General features: G+C 60.2%; 10 protein-coding genes. 4 read left to right on the top strand and 6 right to left on the bottom strand.

Going from position 1 to position 13,842, the window contains the following annotated elements; translation table 11 throughout:
• The first annotated feature begins 29 nt into the window (after positions 1-29).
• Complete coding sequence (gene ppsR / locus ACYZT5_RS34270; RefSeq protein ID WP_131062994.1) at positions 30-848, top strand: posphoenolpyruvate synthetase regulatory kinase/phosphorylase PpsR; 819 nt, start codon at positions 30-32, stop codon at positions 846-848.
• A 249-nt stretch (positions 849-1,097) separates the two neighbouring features.
• Here ppsR and prpD read toward each other — a convergent pair whose 3' ends face one another.
• The 6 genes from prpD to ACYZT5_RS34240 form a co-directional block, all read right to left on the bottom strand.
• Positions 1,098-2,582: a 2-methylcitrate dehydratase gene (prpD, locus tag ACYZT5_RS34265; protein ID WP_462049212.1), complete on the bottom strand. Its 1,485-nt coding sequence runs from the start codon at positions 2,580-2,582 to the stop codon at positions 1,098-1,100.
• A 216-nt stretch (positions 2,583-2,798) separates the two neighbouring features.
• Positions 2,799-3,989, bottom strand: a complete 1,191-nt coding sequence (gene prpF, locus ACYZT5_RS34260) for a 2-methylaconitate cis-trans isomerase PrpF (protein WP_462049211.1) — start codon at positions 3,987-3,989, stop codon at positions 2,799-2,801.
• 54 nt (positions 3,990-4,043) lie between these two features.
• A complete protein-coding gene (acnD, locus tag ACYZT5_RS34255) occupies positions 4,044-6,641 on the bottom strand; it encodes a Fe/S-dependent 2-methylisocitrate dehydratase AcnD (protein WP_462049210.1) in 2,598 nt (865 codons plus the stop codon).
• 204 nt (positions 6,642-6,845) lie between these two features.
• Positions 6,846-7,973: a bifunctional 2-methylcitrate synthase/citrate synthase gene (gene prpC, locus ACYZT5_RS34250; protein WP_462049209.1), complete on the bottom strand. Its 1,128-nt coding sequence runs from the start codon at positions 7,971-7,973 to the stop codon at positions 6,846-6,848.
• Positions 7,974-8,126: 153 nt separating this feature from the next.
• Positions 8,127-9,017: a methylisocitrate lyase gene (gene prpB, locus ACYZT5_RS34245; protein WP_010456549.1), complete on the bottom strand. Its 891-nt coding sequence runs from the start codon at positions 9,015-9,017 to the stop codon at positions 8,127-8,129.
• A complete protein-coding gene (locus ACYZT5_RS34240; RefSeq protein WP_178113616.1) occupies positions 9,014-9,733 on the bottom strand; it encodes a GntR family transcriptional regulator in 720 nt (239 codons plus the stop codon). Before ACYZT5_RS34240 ends, prpB begins: the two co-directional genes overlap by 4 nt.
• Positions 9,734-10,700: 967 nt before the next feature.
• Here ACYZT5_RS34240 and rloA point away from each other — a divergent pair.
• The 3 genes from rloA to ACYZT5_RS34225 are packed head-to-tail and all read left to right on the top strand — an operon-like array spanning position 10,701 to position 13,764.
• Positions 10,701-11,237, top strand: a complete 537-nt coding sequence (rloA, locus tag ACYZT5_RS34235) for a retropepsin-like aspartic peptidase RloA (RefSeq protein WP_046047911.1) — start codon at positions 10,701-10,703, stop codon at positions 11,235-11,237.
• Positions 11,238-11,242: 5 nt separating this feature from the next.
• A complete protein-coding gene (gene rloB / locus ACYZT5_RS34230) occupies positions 11,243-12,778 on the top strand; it encodes an osmotic stress tolerance membrane protein RloB (protein WP_462049208.1) in 1,536 nt (511 codons plus the stop codon).
• On the top strand, positions 12,778-13,764 hold the full coding sequence (locus ACYZT5_RS34225; protein WP_462049207.1) for an alpha-L-glutamate ligase-like protein: 987 nt from the start codon (positions 12,778-12,780) through the stop codon (positions 13,762-13,764). The genes rloB and ACYZT5_RS34225 overlap by 1 nt, the downstream gene beginning before the upstream one ends.
• The last annotated feature ends 78 nt before the right edge of the window (positions 13,765-13,842 follow it).

Here is a 13,842-nt window from a genome sequence, read left to right as displayed (position 1 = left end):
TCGTCACTAGCTTAAGGCCCAAGGTGCAAATGAAACGATCTGCTTTCTTTATTTCCGACGGCACCGGCATCACAGCCGAGACCCTCGGCCAAAGCCTCCTGGCGCAGTTCGAAAACATTACCTTCAGCAAATTCACGCGGCCCTACATCGACAACGTGGATAAAGCGCGGGCCATGGTACAACAAATCAACAAAGCCGCCGAAAACGACGGCTTTCGGCCGATCATCTTCGACACCATTGTCAATCAGGACATCCGTGAGATCCTCGCAACGTCCAATGGTTTCATGATCGACATTTTCTCGACCTTTCTGGCGCCGCTTGAACAGGAACTGACCGAGCATTCTTCCTACACCGTCGGCAAGTCCCACTCGATTGGCAGCAACTCCAATTACATGGAGCGGATCGAGGCAGTGAACTTCGCCCTCGACAACGACGATGGCGCGCGCACGCACTATTACGACAAGGCCGACCTGATCCTGGTGGGCGTGTCGCGTTGCGGCAAAACCCCAACCTGCCTGTACATGGCCATGCAATTCGGCATCCGCGCGGCCAACTACCCGCTGACCGAAGACGACATGGAGCGCCTGCAACTGCCAGGCACCCTGCGTGCCCACCAGCACAAACTGTTCGGCCTGACCATCGACCCGGACCGCCTCACCGCGATCCGCAACGAACGCAAGCCCAACAGCCGCTATTCGAGTTACGCCCAGTGCGAATTCGAAGTGCGCGAGGTGGAGAACCTGTTCCGCCGCGAGAACATTCCGCACATCAATTCCACGCATTTTTCGGTGGAAGAGATTTCGGCGAAGATTTTGGTGGAGAAAGGTGTGGAGCGGCGGTTCAAGTAATGCTCTAGCGCCTGTTCGGCCCCCATCGCGGGCAAGCCACGCTCCCACAGTGGATCTCAGTGGACACAACATTTGTGTACGACGGAGAACCCTGTGGGAGTGGGCTTGCCCGCGAAGAACGATTACACGGTCTCGGCCAATGCCTCCGCCAACGCTTCAAACCCTCGAATCAACAACCGATCATCTCCCGCCGAATTACAAACACTCGCCCGAACCTGCGGCAGCTCCGCGGGATTGGCGTTTATCCGATCAAATGACGAACAGGTCCATGAAGCGGTTGACCGGTGTCGCCTCAAGCGCCGCCTGGTCCTTGCACAACGCAAAGATCTCAGCGCTGCGCTGGACGTTGAAGCGGGTCGCCAGGTTGGCCTTGAACTTGTCTTCCAGCAACGGAATGCCGTCGCTGCGGCGACGGCGATGGCCGATCGGGTACTCCACCAACACGTTCTCGGTGCTGGAGCCGTCCTTGAAGAACACCTGTATCGCATTGGCGATGGAGCGCTTATCGGCCTCCAGGTATTCGCGGGTGTAGCGCGGGTCTTCGACGATGATCATTTTTTCGCGCAGCACGTCGATGATCGGATGCGCCGCGTGGAAGTCGTCCTCGTACTGCTCGGCCACCAGATTACCGAATGCCAGCGGCACGGCAGTCATGTACTGAATGCAATGGTCACGGTCCGCAGCGTTGGCCAGCGGGCCGACCTTGGAGATGATGCGGATCGCCGATTCGTGGGTGGTGATGACGATTTTGTCGATTTCATGCAGGCGATTTCTGACTTGCGGGTGCAGGGTCACCGCCGCTTCGCACGCCGTTTGCGCGTGGAATTCGGCCGGAAAGCTGATCTTGAACAGCACGTTTTCCATCACGTAACTGCCGTACGGCCGGGAGAAGCTGAACACGCGTTTGTCTTCAGGCTTAAGCGCCAGATCGTTGTTCATGTGGCTGAACAGCACGTCGTAGAAGCCCCATTGCCTGGCAGTCAGCACGCCGGGAATGCCCATCTCACCGCGCATCGCAATGTCCGCCAGCCGCACGCCGCGACTAGACGCATCGCCTGCCGCCCAGGATTTACGCGATCCGGCATTCGGCGCATGACGGTAAGTGCGCAGCGCCTGACCGTCGGCGAAGGCATGGGACAACGCGGACAACAACTGCTCGCGATTGGCGCCCATCAGCTTGGCGGTGACGGCGGTAGAAGCGACTTTCACCAGGATGACGTGATCGAGGCCCACGCGATTGAAGGAGTTTACCAGGGCGATCACGCCCTGGATCTCGTGGGCCATGATCATGGCTTCGAGTACCGCGCGAACGGTCAGCGGCGTGTCGCCATTGGCCAGGTGTTTTTGCGAAAGATGATCGGCCACCGCCAGAATGCCACCGAGGTTATCGGACGGATGGCCCCACTCGGCCGCAAGCCAGGTGTCGTTGTAGTCGAGCCAGCGGACGATGCAACCGATGTCCCACGCGGCTTTGACTGGATCAAGACGGTAAGGGGTGCCGGGGACGCGAGCGCCGAAAGGGACGACGGTGCCTTCCACCATGGGCCCGAGGTGTTTGGTGCATTCGGGGAAACGCAAGGCCAGGAGACCGCAGCCGAGGGTGTCCATCAGGCAGTTGCGGGCGGTGTCCAACGCTTCTTGGGATTCGATTTTGAAGGTCAGGACGTAATCGGCGATGTCCTGCAGGACCGTGTCGTAGTCGGGGCGGTTGTTCAGGTCGACGTTGGCGCTCATGTTCGATTCACTCTTGAAGTGGTTCGTTGATGGGACCTCGGTTCAGGGGCAGTCTCAGGTTAGTTACACCACTTTCTTATTGTTGAAATTCGGTCAACTGTGGGAGCGAGCTTGCTCGCGATGACTGAATCACATCCGACACTGATGTCGACTGACCCACCGCTATCGCGAGCAAGCTCGCTCCCACAGGGTTTTGTATTTATCTCGGGATCCGGATCAGAAAGAATCCCCCGGCACGCGCACGAAGCCTTCCATCAACACCCGAGCACTACGGCTCATGATGGCTTTGTTCACGGTCCATTCACCGTTCACCTGACTGGCTTCAGCACCCACGCGCAACGTGCCGGACGGATGCCCAAAGCGCACAGCATTGCGTTCGATACCGCCCGCCGCAAGATTCACCAACGTGCCGGAAATCGCCGCCGCCGTACCGATCGCCACCGCAGCCGTGCCCATCATCGCGTGATGCAACTTGCCCATCGACAACGCGCGCACCAGCAGATCGACATCACCCGCCGCAATCGCCTTGCCGCTGGATGCAACGTAGTCCGCTGGCTTGGCAACAAAGGCAACCTTCGGCGTGTGCTGACGCTTGGCCGCTTCGTCCAGATCCTTGATCAAGCCCATGCGCAACGCGCCGTAAGCCCGAATGGTTTCGAACATCGCCAACGCTTTCGGATCGCTATTGATCGCGCCCTGCAACTCGGTACCGGTGTAACCAATGTCTTCGGCGTTGACGAAAATCGTCGGGATGCCAGCATTGATCATAGTCGCCTTGAAAGTCCCAACACCCGGCACTTCCAGGTCATCCACCAGGTTGCCGGTGGGGAACATCGAACCGCCGCCGCCCTCTTCTTCCGCCGCCGGGTCCATGAATTCGACCTGCACTTCCGCAGCCGGGAAGGTCACGCCATCGAGTTCGAAATCGCCGGTTTCCTGCACCTCACCGTTGGTGATCGGTACGTGGGCGATGATGGTTTTGCCGATGTTGGCCTGCCACACGCGAACCACCGCAACGCCGTTCTGCGGGATGCGGCTGGCGTCCACCAGACCGTTGCTAATGGCGAACGAACCCACCGCTGCCGACAGGTTGCCGCAGTTACCGCTCCAGTCGACGAAGGGCTTGTCGATGGAGACCTGACCGAACAGGTAATCGACGTCGTGATCAGCCTTGATGCTTTTCGACAGGATCACGGTTTTGCTGGTGCTGGAGGTCGCGCCGCCCATGCCGTCGATTTGCTTGTCGTACGGGTCGGGGCTACCGATCACGCGCAACAATAAAGCATCGCGAGCCGGACCGGGAATCTGTGCCGCTTCGGGCAGGTCTTTCAGGCTGAAGAACACGCCTTTGCTGGTGCCGCCGCGCATGTAAGTGGCGGGGATTTTGATCTGGGGTGCGTGAGCCATGATGTTCCTTTTAGGATCGAGCGGGACCGCATGGCCCCGCCCGAACTCATCGTGTTAAACGGCTACCGCCGATTCTTCGAGGAAGTCCTGCGCGAAGCGCTGCAACACGCCGCCCGCCTCATAGATCGACACTTCTTCGGCGGTGTCGAGGCGGCAAGTCACCGGCACTTCGACGCGCTCGCCGTTCTTGCGGTTGATCACCAGCGTCAGCTCGGCACGCGGGGTGCGTAAACCAATCACGTCGTAGGTTTCGCTGCCGTCGATGCCCAACGTCTTGCGGTCGGTGCCCGATTTGAACTCCAGTGGCAACACGCCCATGCCCACCAGGTTGGTGCGGTGAATACGCTCGAAGCCTTCGGCCGCAATCGCTTCCACACCCGCCAGACGCACACCTTTGGCTGCCCAGTCGCGGGACGAACCCTGACCGTAGTCAGCGCCGGCGATGATGATCAGCGGCTGCTTGCGTTCCATGTAGGTTTCGATGGCTTCCCACATGCGCATGACCTGGCCTTCCGGCTCGACGCGCGCCAAAGAACCCTGCTTGACCTTGCCGTTTTCCTGAACCATTTCGTTGAACAGTTTCGGGTTGGCGAAGGTTGCGCGCTGCGCAGTCAAATGGTCGCCCCTATGAGTCGCGTAAGAGTTGAAGTCCTCTTCCGGCAGGCCCATTTTCGCCAGGTATTCGCCGGCGGCGCTGTCCAGCATGATCGCGTTCGACGGCGACAGGTGATCGGTGGTGATGTTGTCCGGCAGCACCGCCAGCGGGCGCATGCCCTTGAGCGGACGAGCGCCAGCCAGCGCGCCTTCCCAGTACGGCGGACGGCGGATGTAGGTGCTCATCTCGCGCCAGTCGTACAGCGGCGTCACTTTCGGACCGGTGTCTTCGTGGATGGCGAACATCGGGATGTAGACCTGACGGAACTGCTCAGGTTTGACCGATGCCTTGACCACTGCGTCGATTTCTTCGTCGCTTGGCCATATGTCTTTCAGGCGGATTTCCTTGCCCTCGGCGTCCAGGCCCAGCACATCTTTTTCGATGTCGAAACGGATGGTCCCGGCGATGGCGTATGCGACCACCAACGGCGGCGAGGCCAGGAATGCGTTCTTGGCGTACGGGTGAATCCGTCCGTCGAAGTTGCGGTTGCCGGACAGCACGGCCGTGGCGTATAGGTCGCGGTCGATGATCTCTTGCTGAATCACTGGGTCCAGCGCGCCGGACATGCCGTTGCAGGTGGTGCAGGCGAAGGCGACGATGCCGAAACCGAGTTGCTCCAGTTCGCTGGTGAGGCCGGCCTCGTCGAGGTACAGCGCCACGGTTTTCGAACCCGGCGCCAGGGACGACTTGACCCACGGCTTGCGGGTCAACCCGAGCTTGTTGGCATTGCGCGCCAGCAGGCCGGCGGCGATGACGTTGCGCGGGTTACTGGTGTTGGTGCAACTGGTGATGGCGGCGATGATCACCGCACCGTCCGGCATCTGGCCGGGCACTTCGGTCCACTGGCCGGAGATGCCTTGGGCGGCGAGGTCCGAGGTCGCAACGCGAGCGTGCGGGTTGCTCGGGCCGGCCATGTTGCGCACCACCGACGACAGGTTGAAGGTCAACCCACGCTCGTATTGCGCATTCTTCAAGCTGTCAGCCCACAGACCTGTGGTCTTGGCATATTGCTCCACAAGCTGCACCTGCTCGTCTTCACGGCCGGTGAGTTTCAGGTAGTCGATGGTTTGCTGGTCGATGTAGAACATCGCCGCGGTAGCACCGTATTCAGGGGCCATGTTGGAAATGGTCGCGCGGTCGCCGAGGGTCAGCGCGGCGGCGCCTTCGCCGAAGAACTCCAGCCACGCACCGACCACTTTTTGCTGACGCAGGAACTCGGTCAGTGCCAGCACCATGTCGGTGGCGGTGATGCCCGGCTGCAGTTTGCCGGTCAGTTCGACGCCGACACTTTCCGGCAGACGCATCCACGACGCGCGACCGAGCATCACACTTTCCGCTTCCAGACCGCCGACACCGATGGCGATCACGCCCAGTGCATCGACGTGCGGGGTATGACTGTCGGTACCGACGCAGGTGTCGGGGAACGCCACGCCGTCGCGCACCTGGATCACCGGAGACATTTTCTCCAGGTTGATCTGGTGCATGATCCCGTTGCCCGGCGGGATCACGTCGACGTTCTTGAAGGCCTTTTTGGTCCAGTTGATGAAGTGGAAACGGTCTTCGTTGCGACGGTCTTCGATGGCGCGGTTCTTCTCGAACGCCTCCGGATCAAAGCCACCGCGTTCGACGGCCAGGGAGTGGTCGACGATCAATTGCGTCGGCACCACCGGGTTCACTTGCGCAGGGTCGCCACCTTGCAGGGCGATGGCGTCACGCAGGCCGGCGAGGTCGACCAGCGCGGTCTGGCCGAGAATGTCGTGGCACACCACGCGGGCCGGGAACCACGGGAAATCGAGGTCGCGCTTGCGCTCGATAAACTGCTTCAGGGATTCGGTGAGCGTGGCCGGGTCGCAGCGACGCACCAGGTTTTCCGCCAGCACGCGGGAGGTGTACGGCAGAGTGTCGTAGGCGCCGGGCTGGATGGCTTCGACCGCCGCGCGGACGTCGAAGTAATCCAGATGGCTGCCGGGCAGCGGTTTGCGGAATTCAGTGTTCATCGTCAGGACTCGGTCACGGTAATTTCAAAAGGTGGGGCCTGGCACCCGGTTTGAATTCAACACAACCCCTGTGGGAGCGGGCTTGCCCGCGATTGCGGTGGGTCAGGCGACATTTATGTCGAATGTGACTCCGTCATCGCGGGCAAGCCCGCTCCCACAGGGATTTGCAATATGTTCAAATCCCTGCGTCAGCGCTCCCACCATTCAGCGTTGTTCGATTGGCACGAACTTGCGCTGTTCGACGCCGACGTACTCGGCGCTCGGGCGGATGATGCGGTTGTTGGCACGTTGTTCGAACACGTGCGCCGCCCAGCCGGTCAGGCGCGAGCAGACGAAAATCGGTGTGAACAACTTGGTCGGAATGCCCATGAAGTGGTACGTCGACGCATGGTAGAAGTCGGCATTGGGGAACAGTTTTTTCTGCTCCCACATGGTCTTGTCGATGGCTTCGGAGACCGGGAACAACACTGTGTCGCCCACTTCGTCAGCGAGTTTTTTCGACCAGCCCTTGATCACCTCGTTGCGCGGATCGTTGTCCTTATAGATCGCGTGGCCGAATCCCATGATCTTGTCCTTGCGCTCAAGCATGCCGAGGGTGCCTTTGATCGCCTCTTCCGGCGACGAAAAGCGCTCGATCATTTCCATCGCCGCTTCGTTGGCGCCGCCGTGCAGCGGACCGCGCAGCGAGCCAATGGCCGCCGTGACGCAGGAATACATGTCCGACAGGGTCGAGGCGCAAACACGTGCGGTGAAGGTCGACGCGTTGAACTCGTGTTCCGCGTAGAGGATCAGCGAAACGTTCATCACTTTGACGTGCAACTCGCTCGGCTTCTTGTCATGCAACAGGTGCAGGAAGTGACCGCCGATGGATTGCTCGTCGCTCACGCAGCTGATGCGTTTGCCGTCGTGGCTGAAGCGATACCAGTAGCACATGATCGCCGGGAACGCGGCCAGCAGGCGGTCGGTCACGTCGTGTTGTTCGCAGAAATCTTTCTCCGGCTCGATGTTGCCCAGGAACGAGCAACCGGTGCGCATCACGTCCATCGGGTGGGCGTCGGCGGGGATGCGTTCCAGCACTTCTTTCAGCGCTTGCGGCAGGTCACGCAGCTTGCTCAGTTTGCTCTCGTAAGCGGCGAGTTGTGTTTGGGTCGGCAGTTCGCCGTAAAGCAGCAGGTAAGCCACTTCTTCGAATTGTGCGTCAGCCGCCAGTTCGCGAACGTCGTAGCCGCGATAGGTCAGGCCTGCGCCCGACTGGCCCACGGTGGACAGTGCGGTTTGCCCGGCAACCTGGCCACGGAGCCCGGCGCCACTGAGTACTTTTGCTTCGGCCATTGCTGTCTCCAGTTTTTCTTGAATTTGTTAGGGAAACTTGTAGGAGCGAAGCTTGCTCGCGAAGACGGACTGACATTCAACATTTATGTCGTCTGAGACACCGCTTTCGTCGGATCGCCGCCCGGACCAAGCTTTGCTCCTAAAGGGCTTTCATTACTTCTTCGCCGCAAACAACGCATCGAGCTTCTGCTCGAAGGTGTGGTAGTCGATGCGATCGTAGAGTTCCATGCGCGTCTGCATGGTGTCGATGACGTTCTGTTGCGTGCCGTCGCGGCGGATCGCGGTGTAGACGTTTTCCGCCGCCTTGTTCATCGCGCGGAACGCGGACAATGGGTACAGCACCAGCGACACGTCGGCAGCGGCGAGTTGCTCGGTGGTGTACAGCGGCGTCGCGCCGAATTCGGTGATGTTGGCCAGGATCGGCGCTTTCACGCGGTTGGCGAACAGCTTGTACATGTCCAGTTCGGTGATGGCTTCCGGGAAGATCATGTCGGCGCCAGCCTCGATGCACGCCGCGGCACGATCCAGCGCAGATTCCAGACCTTCCACCGCGAGGGCGTCGGTGCGGGCCATGATCACGAAGCTGTCATCGGTGCGCGCATCGACGGCAGCCTTGATGCGATCGACCATTTCCTGCAGGGACACAATCTCTTTATTAGGACGGTGACCGCAGCGCTTGGCGCCGACCTGGTCTTCGATGTGAATCGCCGCCGCACCGAACTTGATCATCGACTTGACGGTGCGCGCGACGTTGAACGCCGAGGAACCGAAGCCGGTGTCCACGTCCACCAACAGTGGCAGGTCGCAGACGTCAGTGATGCGACGCACGTCGGTCAGCACGTCGTCCAGGCCGGTGATGCCCAGGTCTGGCACACCGAGGGAGCCAGCAGCCACCCCGCCACCCGACAGATAAATAGCCTTGAAACCGGCGCGCTTGGCCAGCAGTGCGTGGTTGGCGTTGATCGCGCCGACCACCTGCAAAGGATGCTCGCTGGCGACCGCATCGCGGAAACGCTGGCCTGGAGTGCTCTTGTTGGAACTCATGACTCACCTCGTTCAGTGGCTGTCTTATTGGCGCCGTCCTGGTAGTGACGGGCGATATTGCGTTTGGAGGCGCCGATGTGACGACGCATCAACAACTCGGCCAGTTCACCGTCACGGTCGGCGATGGCATCGAGAATTCGGTGGTGCTCGGCAAAGGCCTGACGCGGACGATTGGGCGTGGTGGAAAACTGGATGCGGTACATGCGCACCAGTTGATAAAGCTCGCCGCAAAGCATCTGCGTCAGGGTGCGGTTGCCGCTGCCCTGGATAATTCGGTAGTGGAAGTCGAAATCGCCTTCCTGCTGGTAGTAGCCGACACCGGCCTGAAACGCCGCATCACGCTCATGGGTTTCGAGGACTCGGCGCAGTTCGTCGATTTCTTCGAGGGTCATGCGCTCGGCCGCCAGACGGCAGGCCATGCCTTCGAGGGATTCGCGGATCTCATAGAGTTCCAGCAGCTCGGCGTGGCTCAACGAAACCACCCGCGCCCCGACGTGCGGCACACGAACCAGCAGGCGCTGGCCTTCCAGACGGTGGATGGCCTCGCGCAGCGGCCCGCGGCTGATGCCATAGGTGCGCGCCAGTTCCGGCTCGGAGATCTTGCTGCCCGGGGCGATCTCGCCCTTGACGATGGCCGCCTGAATGCGGCGGAAGACGTTCTCGGACAGTGTCTCGGAATCGTCTTGGGCAATGACCGGGGGATCGAGTTGATCCAGCATATTGTCGACACCTTGAAAGCTGATGCGGCAAAAACTAGCGAATACAGGGTTAATAGTCAAAGGATAATTGGGTATTGTCGACAATCGTCTAATAACCACTTTCTTTTGTAGGGGCGAATTTTGGTCGCTAAGACGGTGTGGATCAATGTTGGTAGAGGCGCCGATGGAGGTAGTCACAGGTTGACGGACAGGCTCAGGGCGTGAGGGGGCGGTGCATCAAGATCAAAAGCTGAAGGCGAGCTAACGCTCGACCTGATGAGTGGTGTAAGGCGAAAGCGTACGCCGCTCTCCTGTGGGAGCGAGCCACGCATTATCGTGCCGATCGTTCCCACGCTCCGCGTGGGAATGCCGCCGGGGACGCTCCGCGTTCCGCTGGCGACGCAAGGCCCGAGTCCTGCGCAATGGTGACGCGGAGCGTCACGGGATGCATTCCCACGCAGAGCGTGGGAACGATCAGCGATCAGCGCGGTGTGCTTGAAGGCTAGGTCGGCTGGCAGGCCGCCTCGCCGTTGCTTTTGCGGTAGTCGCCCCCTCGTGAGGCCGAGCGCAGGTTCTGCGCAGTGGGCAACCTGGCATGGATGCCGGGTTAGCCGCGCACGGCCATGGATGGCCGATCGCGGCGGGCCCACGGAGCAGGACCGGAGCGAGGGCATGCCGAGCACTAGCGAGGCACCGAACGAAAGGGGCAAAAAGCCCTTGGTTACTTGGGGCTCTTCCAAGTGACTCGCCGTAAGGGCGAAACCAATATCAGCCATCACCAAAAAAACGGATATACACCCAACAACGAACACCAGAACCCAAGCGCCCAGCGCTGGCGCCATAAAACCACCGTGCTAGAATGCCGGCCGCATTTGTTTGTGACATCTGCACTGCCTGTCATAAATCGTTGATAGGCATACGAGGGAGCTTGCGCAGCGATGCCAGGGCCTTGAATAGAAGTACGGACCGCTGCGCACCAGGATTTATGAGACTCAAGCCCTTCCCCACCTTCCTTTATCTTCTTTGCCTGCCCGGTTTCGCCGCGGCGGGGGAAAAGACCGTGTACGGCCTCAACGAGTACGCCTCCCTGGATGGTATCGACCTGGAAGTCGCCGCCAAACTCGACACCGGGGCGAAAACCGCGTCCCTGAGTGCCCGCGACATCAAACGCTTCAAACGCAATGGCGAGTCCTGGGTGCGCTTCTATCTGGCGATCGACGCGGCGCACTCGCATCCCATCGAACGGCCACTGGCCCGGGTCAGCAAGATCAAGCGCCGGGCTGGCGACTACGACCCGGAAGAAGGCAAGAAGTACACCGCCCGTCCGGTCATCGAGCTGGATATCTGCATGGGTTCGGCTTTGCGCAGTATCGAAGTGAACCTGACCGACCGCAGCGCTTTCCAATACCCGCTCCTGATCGGCTCCGAAGCACTGAAACGCTTCGATGCGCTGGTCGACCCCAGTCTTAAATACGCTGCTGGCAAACCCGCCTGCGCCACCGACGCTCATACCGCAGAGTAATTCCAATGCGCTCTCTTACCATCCACCTGAGAATCCTGATCGCCATCCTGGTGGTGCTGGGTATTTCAGTCACGGGCTATCAGATCTTCGTGCTCGGCATTCCCGTGACCGAAGACGCCACCGACGACTTGTGGAACATCGACGCCAAAGTCGAGTTCGTCGCCAGTGCCAAGGACCCGGTCAAGATCCAGATGTTCGTGCCGCCGCTGAGCCGCGATTACGTCAGCCTCAACGAGAGCTTCATTTCCAATAACTACGGCGTGGCCGTGAACCGTGCCGACGGCAACCGCAAGGTCACCTGGTCGGCCCGCCGGGCCAAGGGCAATCAGACGCTTTATTACCGTTTGGTGCTGACCAAGCGTTACACCGGCGAAAAATCCAAGATCAAAGGCCCGACCTTCCGCGACAGCATTGCGGTTGAAGGCGCGGAAAAAATCGCCGCCGAAGCCCTGCTTGCGCCCATTCGCCAACACTCGGCCGACGTCGAAACCTTCATTGGCGAAGCCATCAAGCGTGTCAACAATCTCAACGACGACAACGTGAAGCTGCTGCTGGGCGGCGATCCGTCCGCCGGGCACAAGGCCAAAATCGTCGAGCTGGTGCTGTCCATCGCCCACGTGCCGGTAGAAAAGGTCCACACCATTCGTCTGGTGGCCGACCAGCCGCAAATGCCGGAACTCTGGCTGCGCAGTTTCAACGGCACCGACTGGCTGTATTTCAACCCGGAAACCGGTGAACAGGGCCTGCCGACCGACCGCCTGCTGTGGTGGACCGGCGACGAAAACCTGATCACTGTCGACGGCGGCAAGAAAGCCAACGTGACCTTCAGCCTGAATAACAGCGAGATGAACGCGATTCGCCTGGCCAAGCTGACCGACGAAAACACCGACGCCAACTTCCTCGAATACTCGCTGTACGGCCTGCCACTGCAAACCCAGCAGACCTTCATGATCATGGTGATGATCCCGATCGGCGTGCTGGTGATTTTGATCCTGCGCAACCTGATCGGCATTCAAACCCTCGGCACCTTTACTCCCGTGCTGATCGCCCTGGCGTTCCGGGAAACCCAGCTCGGCTTCGGTATCGTGCTGTTTACGATCATCACGGCGCTGGGGCTGTCGCTGCGTTCCTACCTTGAACACTTGAAGCTGCAAATGCTGCCGAGGCTGTCGGTGGTGCTGACCTTCGTGGTGGTGCTGATCGCGGCGATCAGCTTGCTCAGCCATAAACTCGGCCTGGAGCGCGGGTTGTCGGTGGCGTTGTTCCCGATGGTAATTCTGACCATGACCATCGAACGCCTGTCGATTACCTGGGAAGAACGCGGTTCCGGCCACGCCATGAAAGTGGCGATCGGTACGCTGTTCGCCGCGTCGCTGGCGCACCTGATCATGAGCGTTCCGGAGCTGGTTTACTTCGTGTTCACCTTCCCGGCGATCCTGTTGATCCTGGTGGGCTTCATGCTGGCGATGGGTCGCTATCGCGGCTACCGCCTGACCGAACTGGTGCGTTTCAAGGCATTCCTGAAGAAGGCTGACGCCTGATGTTCGGCTTCTGGAAGACCTGGAAGGCCCTGGAAGCCCGGGGCATTATGGGGATCAATCGGCGTAACGCGGACTACGTGCTCAAGTACAACAAGCGCAGTCTGTACCCGATCGTCGATGACAAGATCATCACCAAGGAGCGCGCCATCGACGCCGGCATTCATGTGCCGGAACTGTATGGCGTGATCTCCACCGAGAAAGAAATCGACAACCTCGACGACATCATCGGCGGGCGCAACGACTTCGTGATCAAGCCAGCCCAAGGCGCGGGCGGTGACGGCATCATTGTGGTTGCCGATCGTTTTGAGGGCCGCTATCGCACGGTGTCCGGCAAGATCATCAGTCATGAGGAAATCGAGCACCATATCTCCAGCATCCTCACCGGCCTCTACTCCTTGGGCGGTCACCGGGATCGGGCGCTGATCGAGTACCGCGTGACCCCGGATCAGATCTTCAAGAGCATCAGCTATGAAGGCGTGCCGGACATTCGGATCATCGTGCTGATGGGCTATCCGGTGATGGCCATGCTGCGGCTGCCAACCCGCCAGTCCGGCGGCAAAGCCAACCTGCACCAGGGCGCCATCGGCGTCGGTGTCGACCTCGCCACTGGCCTGACATTGCGTGGCACCTGGCTGAACAACATCATCAATAAACACCCGGACACCACCAACGCGGTGGATGGCGTGCAACTGCCCTACTGGGACGGTTTCATGAAACTCGCCGCGGGCTGCTATGAGCTGTGCGGGCTGGGTTACATCGGTGTCGACATGGTGCTGGACCAGGAAAAAGGGCCGCTGATTCTTGAGCTCAATGCCCGACCTGGGCTGAACATTCAGATTGCCAATGATTGCGGACTGACGTTGCGTACCCATGCGGTTGAAGCGCGGTTGGAAGAGTTGAAGGCTCGCGGGATTGTTGAGACGGTTCAGGAGCGGGTTGAGTTTGTTCAGGAAATGTTTGGGCATATTCCGGCGGTTGAGGGCTGATCCCCTAGCATTGATCGTTCCCACGCTCCGCGTCACAGGCGGACGCGGAGCGTCCGTGGCGGCGTTACCACGCAGAGC

The sequence above is a fragment of the Pseudomonas sp. LB3P14 genome (assembly GCF_054898045.1).
The sequence above is the reverse complement of the archived record's forward strand: the minus strand, read 5'-3'. Positions and strand labels throughout refer to the sequence as shown.

What these genes read in the sequence shown, in the direction of transcription:
- rloB (WP_462049208.1), top strand. Translation starts at nt 11,243, where the DNA reads ATGCGCTCTCTTACCATCCACCTGAGAATCCTGATCGCCATCCTGGTG.
- ppsR (WP_131062994.1), top strand. Translation starts at nt 30, where the DNA reads ATGAAACGATCTGCTTTCTTTATTTCCGACGGCACCGGCATCACAGCC.
- prpF (WP_462049211.1), bottom strand. Translation starts at nt 3,989, where the DNA reads ATGGCTCACGCACCCCAGATCAAAATCCCCGCCACTTACATGCGCGGC.
- prpC (WP_462049209.1), bottom strand. Translation starts at nt 7,973, where the DNA reads ATGGCCGAAGCAAAAGTACTCAGTGGCGCCGGGCTCCGTGGCCAGGTT.
- prpD (WP_462049212.1), bottom strand. Translation starts at nt 2,582, where the DNA reads ATGAGCGCCAACGTCGACCTGAACAACCGCCCCGACTACGACACGGTC.
- acnD (WP_462049210.1), bottom strand. Translation starts at nt 6,641, where the DNA reads ATGAACACTGAATTCCGCAAACCGCTGCCCGGCAGCCATCTGGATTAC.
- rloA (WP_046047911.1), top strand. Translation starts at nt 10,701, where the DNA reads ATGAGACTCAAGCCCTTCCCCACCTTCCTTTATCTTCTTTGCCTGCCC.
- ACYZT5_RS34225 (WP_462049207.1), top strand. Translation starts at nt 12,778, where the DNA reads ATGTTCGGCTTCTGGAAGACCTGGAAGGCCCTGGAAGCCCGGGGCATT.
- prpB (WP_010456549.1), bottom strand. Translation starts at nt 9,017, where the DNA reads ATGAGTTCCAACAAGAGCACTCCAGGCCAGCGTTTCCGCGATGCGGTC.